The sequence below is a fragment of the Paraburkholderia unamae genome (genome assembly GCF_003268775.1).
Taxonomy (GTDB): domain Bacteria; phylum Pseudomonadota; class Gammaproteobacteria; order Burkholderiales; family Burkholderiaceae; genus Paraburkholderia; species Paraburkholderia unamae.
The window spans coordinates 290,484-308,509 of record NZ_QLSU01000007.1 but is presented as its reverse complement, the minus strand read 5'-3'; the positions used below and the strand labels follow the sequence as shown (position 1 = coordinate 308,509).

20 protein-coding genes are annotated in these 18,026 nt (G+C 65.2%); 17 read left to right on the top strand and 3 right to left on the bottom strand.

What is annotated here, in order from left to right; translation table 11 throughout:
- Positions 1-8: 8 nt before the first annotated feature.
- Positions 9-479, bottom strand: a complete 471-nt coding sequence (gene trmL / locus C7401_RS14575) for a tRNA (uridine(34)/cytosine(34)/5-carboxymethylaminomethyluridine(34)-2'-O)-methyltransferase TrmL (protein ID WP_112172080.1) — start codon at positions 477-479, stop codon at positions 9-11.
- A gap of 51 nt (positions 480-530) precedes the next feature.
- The gene (locus C7401_RS14570; protein WP_112172129.1) at positions 531-1,256 is read right to left on the bottom strand and encodes a ComF family protein; all 726 of its coding nucleotides are present in this window, start codon (positions 1,254-1,256) and stop codon (positions 531-533) included.
- Between the two features lie 212 nt (positions 1,257-1,468).
- Here C7401_RS14570 and C7401_RS14565 point away from each other — a divergent pair, with 212 nt between their 5' ends.
- From C7401_RS14565 to C7401_RS14530, 8 genes are all read left to right on the top strand, one after another.
- Positions 1,469-2,452, top strand: a complete 984-nt coding sequence (locus C7401_RS14565; protein ID WP_112172079.1) for a methyltransferase domain-containing protein — start codon at positions 1,469-1,471, stop codon at positions 2,450-2,452.
- Positions 2,453-2,718: 266 nt separating this feature from the next.
- Positions 2,719-3,195 carry a DUF2244 domain-containing protein gene (locus C7401_RS14560; protein ID WP_112172078.1) on the top strand — a complete coding sequence of 159 codons (477 nt, stop codon included), beginning with the start codon at positions 2,719-2,721 and terminating at the stop codon, positions 3,193-3,195.
- 88 nt (positions 3,196-3,283) lie between these two features.
- On the top strand, positions 3,284-4,945 hold the full coding sequence (gene coxB, locus C7401_RS14555) for a cytochrome c oxidase subunit II (protein ID WP_112172077.1): 1,662 nt from the start codon (positions 3,284-3,286) through the stop codon (positions 4,943-4,945).
- A 120-nt stretch (positions 4,946-5,065) separates the two neighbouring features.
- Complete coding sequence (gene ctaD, locus C7401_RS14550; RefSeq protein WP_112172076.1) at positions 5,066-6,679, top strand: cytochrome c oxidase subunit I; 1,614 nt, start codon at positions 5,066-5,068, stop codon at positions 6,677-6,679.
- Between the two features lie 170 nt (positions 6,680-6,849).
- A complete protein-coding gene (locus tag C7401_RS14545) occupies positions 6,850-6,990 on the top strand; it encodes a cytochrome oxidase small assembly protein (RefSeq protein WP_208948884.1) in 141 nt (46 codons plus the stop codon).
- Between the two features lie 39 nt (positions 6,991-7,029).
- Positions 7,030-7,608 (top strand): cytochrome c oxidase assembly protein, encoded by a 579-nt coding sequence (locus C7401_RS14540; protein WP_112172074.1) that lies wholly within the window; start codon positions 7,030-7,032, stop codon positions 7,606-7,608.
- Between the two features lie 52 nt (positions 7,609-7,660).
- Positions 7,661-7,885: a DUF2970 domain-containing protein gene (locus C7401_RS14535; protein ID WP_112172073.1), complete on the top strand. Its 225-nt coding sequence runs from the start codon at positions 7,661-7,663 to the stop codon at positions 7,883-7,885.
- 103 nt (positions 7,886-7,988) lie between these two features.
- A complete protein-coding gene (locus C7401_RS14530; RefSeq protein ID WP_112172072.1) occupies positions 7,989-8,846 on the top strand; it encodes a cytochrome c oxidase subunit 3 in 858 nt (285 codons plus the stop codon).
- A gap of 154 nt (positions 8,847-9,000) precedes the next feature.
- Here C7401_RS14530 and C7401_RS14525 read toward each other — a convergent pair whose 3' ends face one another.
- The gene (locus C7401_RS14525; RefSeq protein ID WP_028201826.1) at positions 9,001-9,210 is read right to left on the bottom strand and encodes a twin transmembrane helix small protein; all 210 of its coding nucleotides are present in this window, start codon (positions 9,208-9,210) and stop codon (positions 9,001-9,003) included.
- Positions 9,211-9,315: 105 nt separating this feature from the next.
- Between C7401_RS14525 and C7401_RS14520 the strand changes: the two genes are divergently transcribed.
- From C7401_RS14520 to C7401_RS14480, 9 genes are all read left to right on the top strand, one after another.
- Complete coding sequence (locus C7401_RS14520; RefSeq protein ID WP_112172071.1) at positions 9,316-10,083, top strand: SURF1 family protein; 768 nt, start codon at positions 9,316-9,318, stop codon at positions 10,081-10,083.
- Between the two features lie 104 nt (positions 10,084-10,187).
- Positions 10,188-10,829, top strand: coding sequence for an SCO family protein (locus tag C7401_RS14515; protein ID WP_112172070.1), 642 nt, complete (start codon positions 10,188-10,190; stop codon positions 10,827-10,829).
- Positions 10,830-10,867: 38 nt separating this feature from the next.
- Entirely contained in the window at positions 10,868-11,977 is a 1,110-nt protein-coding gene (locus tag C7401_RS14510; RefSeq protein ID WP_112172069.1) for a COX15/CtaA family protein, read from the top strand.
- A 9-nt stretch (positions 11,978-11,986) separates the two neighbouring features.
- Positions 11,987-12,892 (top strand): heme o synthase, encoded by a 906-nt coding sequence (gene cyoE, locus C7401_RS14505; RefSeq protein ID WP_112172068.1) that lies wholly within the window; start codon positions 11,987-11,989, stop codon positions 12,890-12,892.
- A gap of 4 nt (positions 12,893-12,896) precedes the next feature.
- Positions 12,897-13,538 (top strand): SCO family protein, encoded by a 642-nt coding sequence (locus C7401_RS14500; protein ID WP_112172067.1) that lies wholly within the window; start codon positions 12,897-12,899, stop codon positions 13,536-13,538.
- Between the two features lie 201 nt (positions 13,539-13,739).
- Positions 13,740-14,552, top strand: a complete 813-nt coding sequence (locus C7401_RS14495) for a MetQ/NlpA family ABC transporter substrate-binding protein (protein ID WP_112172066.1) — start codon at positions 13,740-13,742, stop codon at positions 14,550-14,552.
- Between the two features lie 534 nt (positions 14,553-15,086).
- Positions 15,087-15,821 (top strand): GntR family transcriptional regulator, encoded by a 735-nt coding sequence (locus C7401_RS14490; protein WP_112172065.1) that lies wholly within the window; start codon positions 15,087-15,089, stop codon positions 15,819-15,821.
- 96 nt (positions 15,822-15,917) lie between these two features.
- Positions 15,918-17,021, top strand: coding sequence for an N-acetylglucosamine-6-phosphate deacetylase (gene nagA, locus C7401_RS14485; protein WP_112172064.1), 1,104 nt, complete (start codon positions 15,918-15,920; stop codon positions 17,019-17,021).
- Positions 17,014-18,021: an SIS domain-containing protein gene (locus C7401_RS14480; RefSeq protein WP_112172063.1), complete on the top strand. Its 1,008-nt coding sequence runs from the start codon at positions 17,014-17,016 to the stop codon at positions 18,019-18,021. The genes nagA and C7401_RS14480 overlap by 8 nt, the downstream gene beginning before the upstream one ends.
- Positions 18,022-18,026 lie beyond the last annotated feature (5 nt).

Here is an 18,026-nt window from a genome sequence, read left to right as displayed (position 1 = left end):
CATTTGCCTTATTCGCCGCCTTCGAACCCCGTCTGCCGCCAGGCCTCGAACACCACGACCGCCACCGTGTTCGAGAGATTCAGGCTGCGATTGCCGGGCCGCATCGGCAGGCGCACGCGCTGCTGCGCCTCGAAGCGGTCGAGCACCGCGTCGGGCAGGCCGCGCGTTTCCGCGCCGAACACGAACCAGTCGCCAGGCTGGAACGCATGCGCGTGGAAGCGGCCCGAGCCGCGTGTCGTGAACGCGAACATGCGCGACAAGTCGGGCGCTTCTTTCGCGAGGAACGCATCCCAGTTGGCGTGCACGTGCATTTGCGCGTACTCGTGATAGTCGAGGCCCGCGCGGCGCATCTTCGCGTCGTCCAGCGGGAAGCCGAGCGGCTCGATCAGATGCAGGCGCGCGCCCGTGTTCGCGCACAGGCGGATCACGTTGCCGGTGTTCGGCGGAATTTCGGGCTCGACGAGAACGACGTTGAACATGACGATGAAACTCTCTCGATGTCTTGCGATGTCTTGAATGGATGAGGCCGATCAGTCCTTCGGCGTGCGCAGCGCGACGAAGTTAGTCACGCGCCGCGCGCCGGCGGCCTTGAGCGTGTGCGCGAGCGCGTCGAGCGTGGCGCCCGAGGTCATCACGTCGTCGACCACGCCCACGTGCTGGCCATGCAACGGCCGCGTGAGTGCGAACGCGCGGCCGACGTTGCGGCGGCGTGCTTCGCGGTCGAGCTTCGATTGCGGGGCCGTATGCAGAATGCGTCGCACGAGCGTGGCGTCCGCGCGCGTGCCGAGGCGTCGCGCGAGCGGCCGTGCAATCTGCCACGCCTGGTTGTAGCCGCGCTCGATCAGGCGCTCGCGCGACAGCGGCACGGGCACGACGATGTCGGGCACGCCGCTGATCCCGGACGCATCGGGTGCATCCTGGGCGACCAGCGCGAGGCGCCGGGCGAACTCCTCGCCGAGCGCGAGGCGCGCACGAAACTTCAGACCCCGTGCGAGCAGATCGAGCGGCGCACGATAGTCGGCGAGCGCAAGCGTGGCGTCGAACGCAGGCGGCGCGTCGATGCAGGCCTCGCAGCGGTAGCGCGCGCGTCCCGCCGCGCGCCGCCGGTGCGTGAGCGGCATGGCGCACACGGTGCAGCGCAGGCGCGCCTCGTTCCAGTACGCGGCGTCGCAGCACACACAGAGCGTGGCTCGCGACAAATTGCCGCATAATGGGCAGAGGTTGGGCAGTACGAAGTGGGCGAGCTGCGACGGCAGCCCCCGCGCCTTTCGACAGACGCGCGCAACGCCCGCAAGACGACTGCGGTCCGGGGTGTGACGCGAACTGGGCGGCGTGACACGCGGTGCATGGCGTGGCTCGCGTGAAAAAAGGCGCGGTGGCATCGAAGGACGTCCGGGCAGCGGGCTCGCGTGACTGAAAGGAAAGGAGTGAGCGAGTATACTTCGCAGACTTCGCCAATACGACCGACATGTCCCCGTCTTCCGCAAGAACTGGCCGTCCGGACTATGACACCCGGCACCTGCGGCGCATCTTCGATCGCCGTGCGGCGACTTTCGACGAGGTCGCCTTCCTGCCGCGTGAAATCGCGCAACGCATGCGCGAGCGCCTCGAATACATCAAGGTGAGTCCCGCCGCCGTGCTCGATATCGGGTGCGGGCCCGGCGACGACCTGCCCGCGCTGCGCGAGCGCTTTCCTGAAGCGCCCGTGTTCGGCGCCGATCTTTCCCTCGCCATGCTGCGCCGTGCGCGGGCGCACGATGCCGCCGACACGAGCTGGCGGCGTTTCCTGCCCGCCTCGGTCGGACGTGCGCTCGGCTCGCGCGGTCCGCGCTTCGCTCAGGCCGACTTCGGCGACCTGCCGTTCGCGCATGGCGCGTTCGAGCTGCTGTGGTCCAATCTCGCGTTGCACTGGCATCCGCGTCCGGACCTCGTGTTCGGCGAGTGGCAACGCGTGCTCAAGGTCAACGGCCTGCTGATGTTCAGCACGCTCGGCCCCGACACGCTCAAGGAACTGCGCGGCGCGTTCGCCGAAGTCGAGGCCGCGCACGGCGTGCCCACGCGCGCGCACGTCATCGATTTCGTCGACATGCACGATCTCGGCGACATGCTCGTCGAGAACGGCTTCGAGATTCCGGTGATGGACCAGGAAACGCTCACCATCACCTACAAGACGCCGGAGAAGCTGCTCGCAGACGTGCGCCGCTGGGGCGCGTATCCGTTCGAGCGCGAGGGGGATGCCGAAGGCACGCACGGCGCACGGCGACTCTATCGCGCGCTCGTGGCCGCGCTCGAAGCACGCCGCCGCACGGACGGGCCGCATGCGGGCACGATTGCGCTGACCTTTGAGATCATCTACGGTCACGCGTGGAAGGCGGTGCCGCACACGACGGCCGAAGGCCATGGGATTGTGCGCATCGAGGACATCGGACGCGGTCCGGCAAGGAATCGGTAACGTGGTAAGGGGGCTTTCGTTATGCCTGAAATTAGCGCCTGAAAAGCCCTCGAAAAACTGTTGAAAAATCGCGGCGAAGCCCGTCTGGCATGGGTTTGCGAGAGATTGGGCGTTGCTTGTGGGGGCTGGGGATCACGCCTATAATGCGTCAGTTTGCTGCACGGAAGGGACCCCAAAATCCATTGTGGCAAGTCCAGATCTCCCCGTAGTTGTGCGAGGCGCGACGCGGCGATAGTCTGGGGAGGTTGTTGTGGGGGAAGCGAGCGATGCAGGCTTCTGATCTGCTGGCGAGTCCGGAGCCGGTCCTTCAGGACTGGACCATGAAGCGCAACTGTTCGGTTTCGCCCAGGCAATTTGTGTTCTTCTATGTTTCGCTGGCGCTGGTCTCCATCGCGATCGCCGTTCTGCTGTTGATCCACGGCGCCTGGCTGGTTTTGCCGTTTACGGGCATCGATCTGTTGGTAGTGGGCGGCGCGTTTGTCATCTACGCGCGCCATGCTGTCGATTACGAACGTATCAGGCTTTATCCGAACCGGCTGGTGATCGAGCAGATGAGCGCTGACGCGCTCACACAGTTCGAATTCAATCCCCGCTGGGTCCGGGTCGAGCCGGGCGCGACCCCACGCGACCCGGTGCGTCTCGTGTCCCGCGGCCAGGCGGTCGCTGTCGGGTTGCATCTGCCGCAATATCGGCGTGCGCAGTTCGCGCGGGAACTGCGTAGCTGGCTTGCGCGCGCGGGTTGATGCGCGGCGCGTGAGTCCGGCCGGCGTGGCGTGAGCGTCCCAGGGGGCGCCCTGGTTGCAAAACCTTCCTGCGGGGCCGAGGGTTTGAATGGAAATTATGGGTAAGGAAGCTATGAAAACAATCAAGCGAGCCCTGCAAGGGGTGCTGGCGTGCAGCGGATTCCTCGTCGCCGGCGCGGCACTCGCAGTCGGAGACAGCCCCGGCGGTCCTGCGGTGAACGAGATCAATTTCCAGCCGCCCGTCACGCGCATCGCCGAAGAGCTCTACAGCCTCCACATGATGATGCTGCTCTTGTGCACCGTGATCTTCATCGGTGTGTTCGGCGTCATGTTCTATTCGATCTACGCGCACCGTAAATCGAAGGGCCACAAGGCCGCCCACTTTCACGAGAGCACGACCGTCGAAATCATCTGGACGGTGGTGCCGTTCATCATCGTCGTGCTGATGGCGCTGCCCGCGACCAAGGCCGTCGTCGCGATGAAGGACACGTCCAACGCCGACCTCACCGTGAAGGTGACGGGCTACCAGTGGAAATGGGGCTACGACTATGTGAAGGGGCCCGGTGAAGGCATCGGTTTCTTCTCCACGCTCAGCACGCCGCGCTCCGAGGTGAACAACCGCGTGCCGATTACCGACACCTACTTGCAGGAAGTCGACAACCCGCTCGTCGTGCCGGTCAACAAGAAGATCCGCATCATCACCACGGCCAACGACGTCGTGCACTCGTGGTACGTGCCCGCGTTCGGCGTGAAGCAGGACGCGATTCCGGGCTTCGTGCGCGACACGTGGTTCAAGGCCGACAAGGTCGGCACCTATCGCGGCTTCTGCACCGAGCTGTGCGGCAAGGAGCACGCGTTCATGCCGGTCGTGGTCGAAGTGCTCTCCGACGAAGACTACGCAAAGTGGGTCCAGACGCAAAAGGCCAAGATGGCCGCGGCCAACGACGACCCGAACAAGACCTACACGCTGGCCGAACTCAAGGAGCGCGGCGAGAAGGTCTACGCGTCGAACTGCGCGGTGTGCCACCAGCCCACCGGCAAGGGCGCGGGCGCGTTCCCGGCGCTCGACGGCAGCAAGGTCGCCAACGGCCCGATCGCCGAGCACGTGAGCATCGTCCTGAAGGGCAAGAACGCCATGCCTTCGTGGGCGCCCACGCTCAACGACGTCGAGATCGCTTCTGTCATCACGTTCGAGCGCAACTCGTGGGGGAACCACACCGGCGACATTCTGCAACCGCGCCAGGTGGCCGACGCGCGCAACGGCAAGATGCCCGAAGGCGGCGACCACACCGCAGCGGCCGGCGGCGCTGCGGCGGGTGGTGCGGCGAGCGGCGCGGAACAGGCAGCCGCGGCGAGCGGTGCCACCGAAGCGAGCGGCGCAGCGGCGGCCAGTGGCGCCGACCAGGCATCGGGCGCAGCCGCGCCGAGCGCCGCTGCGTTGCCGGCAAGCGTCTACTTCGAAGTGGGCAAGAGCACGCTGCCCGCCGACGCGAAGGACGCCATCCAGGCCGCCGCCGATTACGCGAAGGCGCACCCCGACGCGAAGTTCACGCTCTCGGGTTTCACCGACGCGAGCGGCAAGGCCGACGTGAACGCCGATCTCGCCAAGCGCCGCGCGCAAGCCGTGCGCGACGCGCTGAAGGCGGCGGGCATTGCCGAAGACCACATCATTCTGAAGAAGCCGGAAACGATTACTGGCGGCGCGAACGCGAAGGAAGCGCGCCGCGTTGAGATCAGCGCGGCGGCCTGAACGAGCAAGCGGGCCGCCCCGCAAGCAGCACAGACGCAGGACAAGCGCTGCGCGAGCACATAACAAGCAAGCAAACGCTGCAGCAAGAGACGCAAAGCAATTCGCTTCAGGAGAATAGTCATGTCTAGCATCGGACACGATGTAGCTGGAGGGCACGGCCACGTGCACGGCGACCACGGGCACGCCACGCCTCACGGCTGGCGCCGCTGGCTGCTGGCGACGAACCACAAGGACATCGGGACGCTGTATCTCATCTTCTCGTTCGTGATGTTCCTTTCGGGTGGCGTCATGGCGCTCGCCATTCGTGCGGAGCTGTTCGAACCGGGCATGCAGATCATGCGCCCCGAGTTCTTCAACCAGCTCACCACGATGCACGGTCTCATCATGGTGTTCGGCGCGATCATGCCGGCGTTCGTGGGCTTCGCGAACTGGATGGTGCCCTTGCAGATCGGCGCCTCGGACATGGCCTTCGCGCGCATGAACAACTTCAGCTTCTGGCTGCTGCCCGCCGCCGCGTGCCTGCTGGTGGGCTCGTTCTTCGCGCCGGGCGGCGCCACCGCCGCGGGCTGGACGCTCTACGCGCCGCTCTCCACGCAGATGGGCCCCGGCATGGACTTCGCGATCTTCGCGGTGCACATCATGGGCGCCTCGTCGATCATGGGCGGCATCAACATCGTCGTGACGATCCTGAACATGCGCGCGCCGGGCATGACGCTCATGAAGATGCCGATGTTCGCGTGGACCTGGCTCATCACCGCCTACCTGCTGATCGCCGTGATGCCGGTGCTCGCGGGCGCGATCACGATGCTGCTGTTCGACCGCCACTTCGGCACGAGCTTCTTCAACCCGGCCGGCGGCGGCGACCCGGTCATGTACCAGCACATCTTCTGGTTCTTCGGGCACCCCGAGGTCTACATCATGATCTTGCCGGCGTTCGGGATCGTGTCGCAGGTGATTCCGGCGTTCTCGCGCAAGCCGCTGTTCGGCTATAGCTCGATGGTGTACGCCACGGCGTCGATCGCGATTCTCTCGTTCATGGTCTGGGCGCACCACATGTTCGCCACGGGCATGCCGGTCACGGGCCAGTTGTTCTTCATGTACGCGACCATGCTGATCGCGGTGCCCACGGGCGTGAAGGTGTTCAACTGGGTCGCCACGATGTGGCGCGGCTCGCTCACGTTTGAGACGCCGATGCTGTGGGCCGTGGGCTTCCTGATCGTGTTCACGTTCGGCGGTCTCTCGGGCCTCATGCTCGCCATGGCGCCGCTCGACATCCAGTACCACGGCACTTACTTCGTGGTGGCGCACTTCCACTACGTGCTGGTGGCGGGATCATTATTCGCGTTGTTCTCAGGGTGGTACTACTGGTCTCCAAAATGGACCGGCTGGATGTACAACGAGACGCGCGGCAAGATCCACTTCTGGTGCTCGCTCATCTTCTTCAACCTCGCGTTCCTGCCGATGCACTTCGTCGGCCTCGCCGGGATGCCGCGCCGCTATGCCGACTATCCGGCCCAGTTCACCGACTGGAACCAGGTCATCACGATCGGCGCCTTCGGCTTCGGCCTCTCGCAGGTGTACTTCCTGTTCGCGGTGGCGCTGCCCGCGTATCGCGGCGGCGGCGAACTCGAAAAAGCCGGCGACAAGCCGTGGGACGGTGCAACGGGCCTCGAGTGGACCGTGCCGAGCCCGGCGCCGTTCCATACGTTCGAAAATCCGCCGACGGTCGAATAAGCCGTTGGCCCGAAGCGTCCGGCCGCGCGCGCAGTGTCCATGCAACGCACACGCAGCGCAGCGCGCCGGATGCAAACGAACCCCGCGGTTTTCATCGACGCACGCACGAGGAACATTTCACGATGCGCATCACGATCGAAGGAGAGGCCGCGGCCAGCCGCGCTGCAAGCATGACCCGCGATCCACAACAACGACGCACGCCTGCGGAAATTCGCGCGGGCAACCGGCGAATCGGCCTCATTCTGCTCGCCGTGGTCGCCGCGTTTTTTCTGGCCGGCGTCATCAAGCAGGTGTATTTCGCCGGCCACTGACGCGCAGGCGTTTGCCGGAAGACCGTTCGAGGAAGTCCGATGTCCACGCATGCCCGTAGCGATCGCGCGTTCAACCGGTCGATGCTCATCAAGCTCGTCGTCGTGGCGGTATTGATGTTCGGCTTCGGCTTCGCGCTGATCCCGATGTATCGCGCGATCTGCCAGGTCACCGGCATCAACAACCTGGTGCAGCGCGACGCCACCGAGCGCGAGGCGCGCAACACGCAGGTGGACATGACGCGCACGATCTCGGTTGAGCTCGACGCGAACGCGCGCGGACTGCTGGGCTTCAAGCCGGAGCAGTCGAGCATCGACGTGCATCCAGGCGAAGTCATGACGGTGATGTACGACATTTCGAATAACGAAGGACGCACGATCGACGCGCAGGCCATTCCGAGCTACGCGCCGAAGCAGGCAACGGAGTATTTCCGCAAGATCGAGTGCTTCTGCTTCACGCAGCAGACCTTGAAGGCGAACGAGACGAAGCGCATGCCGGTGGTGTTCGTGATCGACCCGAAGCTGCCGAAGGACGTGAAGACGATCACGCTGTCGTACACGTTCTTCGAGCTCAACAAGCCGGGCGTGCCGCCGCCGCCGAAGCAGTCGGCCGGGGCGTGATGTTCGTGCGGCAAGTGCGGGAAGCAGCGAAGGGACACGGAGGCGACGGGGCATGAGTCACGAAGGCGGCGGCGCGGGACCGGCAAAGCAGAAGAAGGGCGGTTTCCTTCAGGTGGTGAAGGCCGTGGCGTGGTCGTTCCTTGGTGTGCGCAAGCGCGCCGACCTCGAATCCGACGCCGCGCAACTGCACCCGGTGCAGTTGATCATCGCGGGCATCGTCGGCGCGGTGCTGTTCATCGTCGTGCTGCTGTTGATCGTGCACGCGGTGGTGGGATGAGGGCGCGCGCGCCGCGGCGTGTGCGAAGCAGTGAATAACGAGGACGAACTCGAGCAAAAGCAGCCGGCGGTGTCCGGTGCAACTGGAAATTGGAGAAACAGGCATGAGCGGCCAAAACGATAGCCCGTACTACTTCGTACCGCACCCATCGCGGCATCCGATCAGCGCGGCCATTGGCCTTCTGGTCATGCTCGCCTCGCTGGCGTCGTGGATCAACGGCGATTCGTGGGCGCCGATCGGCGTCGCCATCGGTCTGCTGTGGCTGCTCTTTACGCTCTGGCACTGGTTCGGCGACGCCATCGCCGAGTCCGAGGGCGGCATGTACGGCAAGCGTGTCGACGTGTCGTACCGCTGGAGCATGAGCTGGTTCATCTTCTCCGAGGTGATGTTCTTCGGAGCGTTTTTCGGCGCGCTGTTCTACGCGCGCGCGATCGCCCTGCATCAACTCGGCAGCCTCGACTACAAGCTGATCTGGCCGGACTTCTCCGCTGTGTGGCCGAACACCGGTCCTGCGGCGCTGGTTTCGCACTTCCGTTCCATGACGCCGTGGCCCGTGCCGACCATCAACACGGCGCTGCTGCTCTCCTCGGGCGCGACGCTCACGGTCTCGCACCATGCGCTGCGCGACAATCATCGCTCGAAGGCCATCGCCTGGCTCGCGGCCACGATCGTGCTGGGCGTGTGCTTTCTCTTCCTGCAAGCGTTCGAGTACATCCACGCGTACGGCGAACTGAACCTCACGCTCGCTTCGGGTATCTACGGTTCGACGTTCTTCCTGCTCACGGGCTTTCACGGCTTCCACGTGTTCCTGGGCGGCACGATGCTCACGGTGGTGCTGGTCCGGATGATTCGCGGGCACTTCACCGCCGAACATCACTTCGCCTTCGAAGGCGCCGCCTGGTACTGGCACTTCGTCGACGTGGTGTGGCTCGGTCTTTACATCGTCGTGTACTGGTTGTGACGCGCGCCGCGCCGCGCGCATGCAGCGGCGCAAGAGCGGAAAATGCAACAAGGCGCCGCCCGACGTAGTCGGCGCGGCGCCTTGTGTTTTGCGCGGTGCGGGGTTCGCCTGGGCTTCGTTCCGGCTTCGGTTTGGCTTCGCTTCGGCGCGGCGTTCAGCGACCGTAAGGAATCCCGGTGGACTGGATCCAGCCCATCCAGTGCGCGAACAGGATGAAGAGAAAGAGCGAGATGGAAAGGCCCACGCGCGTGGCGAGCGACCAGACCATTCGCTTGGTGCGGCCCCGGTCGTGCATCATGAAATAGAGCGCGGAGATCATGCTCGCGATGATCAGCGCGAACGCAACGGGGACCAGTATGTGCATGAAGTTCACGGAATTTGGCATGCCTGAAAACGCCTGTCTCATTATGGCACCGGCTCGCGCAGCGCGGGGTTCGATCACCGGTATGTTCCGCATCGGACGTGCCCAATGAAAATCCGGCTCGTTCCCGCTCTGCTCATCCTGATCGCGATGGCCGTGACGATCCGGCTCGGCTTCTGGCAACGCGACCGCGCGCATCAAAAGGAAGCGTTGCAGGCGCAGATCACGCAGTACGCGACGTCGACCCCGCAAGCGGTGGGCGCGGCCCCGCTCGCGTTGAAGGACATCGAATTTCATCGCGTGAGCGCGAAGGGCACGTTCTTGCCCGAGCGTGTGGTGTATCTCGACAATCGTCCCTATAACGACCAGCCGGGCTTTTATGTCGTGATGCCGCTTAAACTCGAAGGCGGCGGTTACGTGCTCGTGAATCGCGGCTGGCTGCCGCGCAACATCGCGGACCGCACGGCGATCGCGCCCTACGAAACGCCGCCGGGGCCGGTCGAAGTCGTGGGCATCGCGCGTGCGACCGCGACGCAGGCATTCGAACTCGGTGCGGGCGGCTCTGCACCGCATCAGAAGATACGGCAGAATCTCGGCGTCGCTTCCTACGCAGCGGAAACCGGATTGCCGCTGCAACCGTTCGTGATCCAGCAAACCGGCTTCGTGCCGGGCTTCAAGGACGGGCTCGTGCGCGACTGGCCGGTGCCGGACACCGATGTCGAGCGTAACTACGGCTATATGCTCCAGTGGTGGGGCATGGCGCTCGCGGCGCTCGGTTTCGGGATTTACGCGGCCCGCAAGGCTGCGGCAAAAGAGCGCACCGAAGGTGCGACCAGACGCCAGGCCGGCAGCAACGGCAGCGCGAAGGACGCCTGATGATCTGTCCGACGAATCAATGTCATCCAGACATCGTGCGGACATCGGCGCGGCGCATGCAGCACATGGACAACTGAAAGCGACAGAAGCGAGGTTCCCCGAGAGTGTCGACGCAATCCCCCCGTTCCGCCCAGGTCGCGCAGCCGGCCGCCCCGCAAGCCCAGGCCGCGCGGCGGCGTGGCCGCTGGACGCTGCTCCTCATCGTGCTGATCTGCGGCGCGCCCATCGCGATCTCCTATTTCACGTACTACGTGATCAAGCCGAAGGGCGGCACGACGAGCTATGGCGCGCTCATCGAACCGCAGCGGCCCATTCCCGGCGCGCTGCTGGTGACGGGCGACGACGGTCATGAAGTGCCGCTGGGCTCGCTCAAGGGCCGCTGGCTGATGATCTCGGTGAATGGCGGCGCCTGCGACGAAGCCTGCGCGAAGAAGCTCTATTTCATGCGCCAGGTGCGCGCGACGCAGGGGCCTGAGCGCGAACGCATCGTCACCGTATGGCTGCGCACCGACGACGCAAGCGTGCCCGAGAAAGTGAAGGGCGCGTATGCCGACACACGCATGCTGCGCGTCGATCCCGCTGCGGTTGCCGCGTGGCTGCCCGCCACCGATACGACGAAAGACACCGACCACATTTACCTCGTCGATCCGAACGGCAACCTGATGATGCGGTACCCCGCGAACCCCGATCCGTCGAAAATCAAACAAGACGTGACTAAGCTCCTCAAGTGGTCGCGCATCGGTTAAGGTGCGCAGCGCGAATCTGACAGAAAAGAGTAATCGAGATGTTTATCCTGGAGCTGGGCCTGATCGGCCTGTGCGTCGCGTTGCTGCCGCTGTCGTGGGTCTGGGTGAAGGCCGACGACGACAAGTTCCGTAAGCTCGTGTGGCTCACGACATTCATGACGCTCGACCTCGTGATGTTCGGCGGCTTCACGCGCTTGACCGACTCGGGCCTCGGCTGCCCCGACTGGCCGGGCTGCTACGGCACGTCGTCGCCGTTCATCGCGCACGTGCAGATCGCCGCCGCGCATCTGGCCATGCCGAGCGGCCCCGTGAGCATGACGAAAGCATGGATCGAGATGATCCATCGCTATTTCGCCATGGCCATCGGTGTCCTGATCATTGCGCAGATGGCGATTGCCTGGCGCGCGCGCATCAAGCGCCTGCCGCTGCACGTTTCGCCGTGGTGGCCCACCGCGCTGCTCGGCCTGATTGTCGTGCAGGGCGTGTTCGGCGCGTGGACGGTCACGATGAAACTGCAACCCGTCATCGTGACCACGCACTTGCTGCTGGGCCTCACGCTGCTCGGTTCGCTCGCGTGGCTCGGCGCACGCATGACGCCGCTGCCCGCGTTCGAGCCCGACGCCGCGCGCTGGCGCGTGGCCGCGCTCGCGGCGCTCGTGCTGCTCGTCGTGCAGATCGCGCTGGGCGGCTGGGTCAGCACGAACTATGCGGTGCTCGCCTGCACCGACTTTCCGACCTGCAACGGCGCATGGATTCCGCCGATGGATTTCCATCACGGCTTTCACCTCTGGCGCGCGCTCGGCATGGACGCCAACGGCGATGTGATCACGCAGGACGCGCTCGTCGCGATTCACTGGACACACCGCACGTTCGCGTTCATCGTGATCGCTTATCTGGTATGGTTCGCCCTCAAGTTGCGACGCTATGCCTCGCTCCGGCGTCCGGCAAACTGGGTCATCATCGTGATCGCGCTCCAGTTTCTGACAGGACTATCTAACATCGTGTTGCAATGGCCGCTGCCTGTGGCGGTGGCGCACAACGGTGGCGCGGCGATCCTGCTGCTTTTGCTCGTCGTGCTAAACTTTCGAATTGCTTGTAGCCGCCCCGGCCGCGCCGTTCTCCCTGCGCGCGACACCGCTGCGGTGTGATCCCGCCCTATGGAAAGTACAACCCTCCCTCAATCGCCCGGCAGCCGGATTTCGCAATATCTTGCGCTGACCAAGCCGCGCGTGACTCAACTGGCCGTGTTTTGCGCGGTCATCGGCATGTTCCTCGCCGTGCCGGGCATGGTGCCCTGGCAGCAACTGATCGGCGGCACCGTCGGCATCTGGCTCACGGCCGGCGCGGCTTTCGCGATCAACTGTCTGGTCGAGCAAAAAGTCGATGCGCGCATGCGTCGCACTGCCTGGCGTCCTTCGGCGCGTGGCGAGATCACAAGCACGCAAATCCTGATCTTCTCCATGGTGATCGGCGGCATCGGCATGTGGGTGCTGTACACCTTCACCAATCCGCTCACCATGTGGCTCACGGTCGCGACCTTTATCGGCTACGCGATCATCTACACGCTGCTGCTCAAGCCTGCCACGCCGCAGAACATCGTGATCGGCGGCGCCTCGGGCGCCATGCCGCCCGCGCTCGGCTGGGCGGCCGTCACGGGTCACGTGCCCGGCGACGCCTGGATTCTCGTGCTGATCATCTTCGTGTGGACGCCGCCGCACTTCTGGGCGCTCGCGCTCTACCGCCGCAAGGACTACGAAAACGCCGGCCTGCCGATGCTGCCCAACACGCACGGCGAGAAGTACACGCGTCTGCATATCCTGCTCTACACCGTGATCCTGTTCGCGGTCACGCTGATGCCCTATATCTCGGGCATGAGCGGCGTGCTGTATCTGGCCTCGGCCGTGTTGCTCGGCGCGGTGTTCCTCGCCTACGCGTGGAAGATCTATGTCGAGTACTCCGACGCACTCGCCCGCAGGACTTTCCGCTATTCGATCATCTACCTCTCGTTGCTGTTCGTGGCGTTGCTCGTCGATCACTACGTGCATGCGCTCATCGCGGCGTAACGCTATGGCCCATCGCACGCTAGCGCGCCTCGTGCGCGCCACGGTTGTCGCGCTTGCCGCTGCCGGTGCGCTGGGCGGCACTCTGGTTCTGGAAGGCTGCGGCCAGCAGCCGCCGTCGTTCTCGAATCTCGATATCACCGGCAACACGCAGTTCGGCAAGGACTTCTCGCTGCCCGACTCGAACGGCAAGACGCGCACGCTCGCCGACTTCAAGGACAAGGTGGTCGTGCTGTTCTTCGGCTACACGCACTGCCCGGACGTTTGCCCGACCACCATGGCCGAGCTTTCGCAGGCGCTCGAACAACTGGGACCCGATGCCGCGAAACGCGTGCAGGTGGTGTTCGTGAGCGTCGATCCCGATCGTGACAGTGCGCAGATCCTGGGCCAGTACGTGGCCGCGTTCAATCCGACCTTCATCGCGCTGCGCCCCGCCAACGAGGAGCAGCTCAAGCAGGTGACCAAGGACTTCCGCGTGTATTACGCGAAGGTGCCCGGCACGACGCCCGACAGCTACACGATGGACCACACCGCCGCGAGCTACGTGTTCGACACGACCGGCAAGCTGCGCCTCTTCGCGCGCGACGGGCAGGGCGTCACGCCCTGGCTGCACGATCTGAAGATCCTCCTCGGCTCCAATCCGGACTGAAGTCCGTCTGAGGCCCGACTGAAGCCCGCCCTGGCGCTCATGCGTCACGGTGCGCGCTTCAGCGTCGCGCCGGCATACCGGTATGCGAATTCTTTATTTCGCGCGGCCTCGCCCATATGAGACCATTTATATTGTCCGACCGGCGGCACACGATGCCGCCGTACCGGAGAGACAACAAAACCACGCAGGAACATCACCTCCATGCAGCGCAGAAATCTGATTAAAGCACTCCTCGCCGGCGTTGCCGCGACCACCCTCGCGGCCAGCTTCGGCGCCCGCGCCGACGACCAGGTCATCAAGGTCGGCACCGTTTCGGGTCCGGACGCGCAAGTCTGGGCCGTCGTCCAGAAGGTCGCCAAGCGCGAAGGCCTGAACGTCAAGGTCATCGAATTCAACGACTACGTGCAGCCGAACGCCGCGCTCGACGCCGGCGACCTCAACGCCAACAGCTTCCAGCACCAGCCTTACCTCGACAGCCAGGTCAAGCAGCGCGGCTACAAGCTCGTGAGCGTGGGCACCACCTACATCTCGCCGATCGGCGTGTACTCGAAGAAGCTCAAGTCGGTGAACGACCTGCCGCAAGGCGCGAAGGTCGCGGTGCCGAACGATCCGTCGAACGAGAACCGCGCGTTCCTGCTGCTGCAATCGAAGGGCGTGATCAAGCTGCGCGCGGGCGCCGGCACGAACGGCAGCAACGCCACGCCGCTCGACGTGGCCGAGAACCCGAAGAAGATCAAGTTCGTCGAACTGGACGCCGCGCAACTGCCGCGCTCGCTCGCCGACGTCGACGCCGGCGTGATCAACACGAACTACGCGCTCGCCGCCGGCTTTCAGCCGACCAAGGACGCGATTGCGCTGGAAGACATCCACAGCCCGTACGCGAATGTGATCGCCGTGCGCACCCAGGACAAGGACAAGCCGTGGGTGAAGAAACTGGTTGCCGCATACCAGTCGGAAGACGTGCGCCAGTTCATGAAGAACGAATTCAAGGGCGCGATGGTCCCGTCGTTCTAAGCGATATTCGAGCTGCGGTCCGCGTCCGATCGACGCGGCAAGCCTCCAGCAGCACCCGAACGCCGTGGCGAAAGCCACGGCGTTTTTTGTTGGGTGCACGCCGGGTCGGAATCGATCAGAAATGGGCGGCGCAACGCGTCATTTTGATGGTGATCAATTGAGACGCTAGGGGATCGCCTGGACGCGCGCTATCTTTCCCACGGAAGTCAGACCGTTGGTCCTATGGCGGTACTGCGTTGGGCTATCGGCGGTCCCCTGTGTAATGCCAATCTGGTCCTGATGAGGAGTCCACTGAGGGACTTCCAGGGTAAATCCTGGTACCAGACGGGCTGCGCGCTGAGCCTTATGTGTTCGTGTAAGTATTTGATTTTTAGTGATAATTTTTGTCGTGGTTCAGTGCGCTGCTGTGTGTTGACTGGTCTTATTGTGGTTATATAATGGGCTCGCTTTCGCACCGGACCTGTCTGCGCCGCCATGCGGCCCGTCCAACCGTCCGGCCATCCCACGATCTGTCCAACCGCTGGCGCCAAGTCCATGGAAACCCGTTGGTCTGCCCTGATGCCCGATGCGCGCAATGTGACGCCGCTCTATTTGCAGCTGGCGCGCAACCTTGCCACGGCCATCCACTGCGGCGTGTGGTCGGCGGGCGAGGCGCTGCCCTCGGAGCGCACGCTGTCGGACGCCATCGGCGTGTCGCGCATCACCGCGCGCAAGGCGATCGAGTTGCTTGTCGAGCAGGGCCTGATCCGGCGCGCGCGCGGCGCGGGCAGCTTCATCACGCCGCGTGTGGAAGATCCGCTGTCACGCCTCACCGGTTTCACGAAAAAGATGGAACAGCGCGGCTTCACGGCCGATTCGGTGTGGCTCGAGCGCGAAGTGCGCCCGGCGCACCGCGAAGAGATCGTGCAGCTCGGGCTTTCGCCGGTCTCGTCGGTGGCGAGCCTGCGCCGGCTGCGCCGCGCGGACGGCATCGTGATGGCCGTCGAGCATTCGGCGCTGCCGGCCTCGATCGTGCCGGACCCGCAGGCCATCGAAGGCTCGCTCTACGCGTATCTGGAGCAGCGCCGCGTGCCCGTGGTGCGCGCCTTGCAGCACTTTCGCGCGGTCAATGCGACGGGCGAGATCGCCGCGCTGATGGACGTGGAGCCGCGCGCGGCGCTGCTCGTCATCACGCGCGTGGGATTTTCCGCCGATCAGCGCGCCATCGAGCTGACCGACACCTATTGCCGCGACGGCTATTACGACTTCGTTGCGGAGCTGCGCCAGTGAGCGCCGCCCGCGGGAACGGAACGCCGCCGTTATCTCTCTCATGCACGTCACCGAAACGTCCTACCGCGCATTGAAGCGCCTTATCGGAAGAATCTCATGCTGAGCGGAAACATACTCACCCCTGACGGCTGGATCAACGGCTCCCTGTCGTTCGAGAACGGACGCATCACCGCGATCACGGGCGTGGCCGCCGATCCCGCGAAGAACGACGCGCCCTACATCCTGCCGGGCTTCATCGACCTGCACGTGCACGGCGGCGGCGGCGCCGATGTGATGGAGGCGGGCGACGCGATCGAAACCATCGCGCGCACCCACGCGCGCTACGGCACGACGAGCCTGCTCGCCACCACCATGACCGCGCCGCGCGACGAACTGATGAACGTGGTCGCCGGGCTCGGCGACGTCACCCGCAACCGCACGCCGGGCGGCGCACGCGTGTTGGGCGTGCACCTCGAAGGTCCGTACATCAACCCCGGCAAGCTCGGCGCGCAACCCGACGCGGCGGTTTCGGCGGTGCTCGACGAAGTGCTCAAGTACCTGTCGATCGCGCCCATTCGCGTGGTGACCGTGGCGCCCGAGATTGCGGGCCATATCGAGATCATCGGCGAGATGGCGGCGCGCGGCGTGCGCGTGCAGCTCGGCCATTCGCTCGCGACCTACGACGACGCCGTGGCCGCGCTCAAGCACGGCGCTTGCGGCTTCACGCACCTTTTCAACGCGATGTCGCCGCTGCATCATCGCAACCCGGGCGTGGTGGGCGCCGCGCTTGCGCATGCCGAGTACGCCGAGATCATTCCCGACCTGCTGCACGTGCATCCGGGCGCGATCCGCGCCGCGCTGCGCGCCATTCCGCGACTTTATGTGGTGACCGACAGCACCTCGGCCACCGGCATGCCCGACGGCGAATACCGCCTCGGCAGCCAGCACGTGACGAAGTGCCTGGGCGGCGTGCGTCTCGCCGACGGCACGCTCGCGGGCAGCACCCTCACCATGGACCAGGCGTTGCGCAACCTCGTCTCGATCGGCCTGCCGATCGCCGATGTGTCCGCACGCCTGTCGCGCTATGCCGCCGACTACCTCGGCATCGAAGACCGTGGCCGCCTCAAGCGCGGCGCATGGGCCGATGTCAACGTGTTCGACCGCGAGCTGGCGCTCACTGCGACCTACGTCGAAGGAGAATCGATTGTCGAATATGCTTAAGGAAGCGCTGGCCTCGGCCGGCGTCGTCGCCGCGCAACTGGCGGACACCTCGCGCGTCGAGGCGCTCGCCCGCGCGCTCGAAGCCGAGCCGCGCCACGTCGCGCTCACCGTCGCGCGCGGCAGTTCGGACCACGCGGCGAGCTATTTCGCCGCGCTCACCATGAGCCGCATCGGCGTGCCGGTGGCCACGCTGCCGATGTCGATCGCCACGCTCCAGCAGGCGCCCTTACGCGTGCGCGGCCAGTTTGCCCTAGCTTTCTCCCAATCGGGTAGGAGTCCTGATCTCGTTGCGACGATCAAGGCGCTGCGCGAAGCGGGCGCGTTGACGGCGGCGATGGTCAACGTGGCGGGCTCGCCGCTCGCCGAGGCCGCTGGCACGGAGCTGCCGCTCCTCGCGGGGCCGGAGTTGAGCGTGGCGGCCACCAAGAGCTATATCGCGATGCTCGCGATGGCCGCGCAACTCGTGGGCTTCTGGCAGCGCGACACCGCATTTCTCGCCGCCGTGCGCGCGCTGCCCGACGCGCTCGATCGCGCGGGCACGCTCGACTGGTCGAAGGCCGTCGATGAGTTGCGCGACGTCAAGCAAATGATCGTGATCGGACGCGGCCCGGGCCTGGCCATTGCGCAGGAAGCGGCGCTCAAGCTCAAGGAAACGTCGGGTATCCAGGCCGAGGCGTTTTCGAGCGCCGAAGTGCGGCACGGCCCGATGGAGCTGATCGATCGCGATTACCCGCTGCTGGTGTTCGCGCCGCGCGGGCCGGAGCAGGCGGGCCTGATCGACTTCGCGCGCGACATGGAAAAGCGCGGTGCGCGCGTGCTGCTCGCCGCACCCGCCGACGTGCCCGGCGCGGCACTGCCGCTGGAGACGGCCGCCGACGCGGCGCTCGACCCCATCGCGGCCATTCTGTCGTTCTACGTGATGGCGGCGGGACTTGCCGCCGCGCGCGGCCGCAACCCCGACGAGCCGCGCTACCTGAACAAAGTCACCGAAACCCACTAGATTGG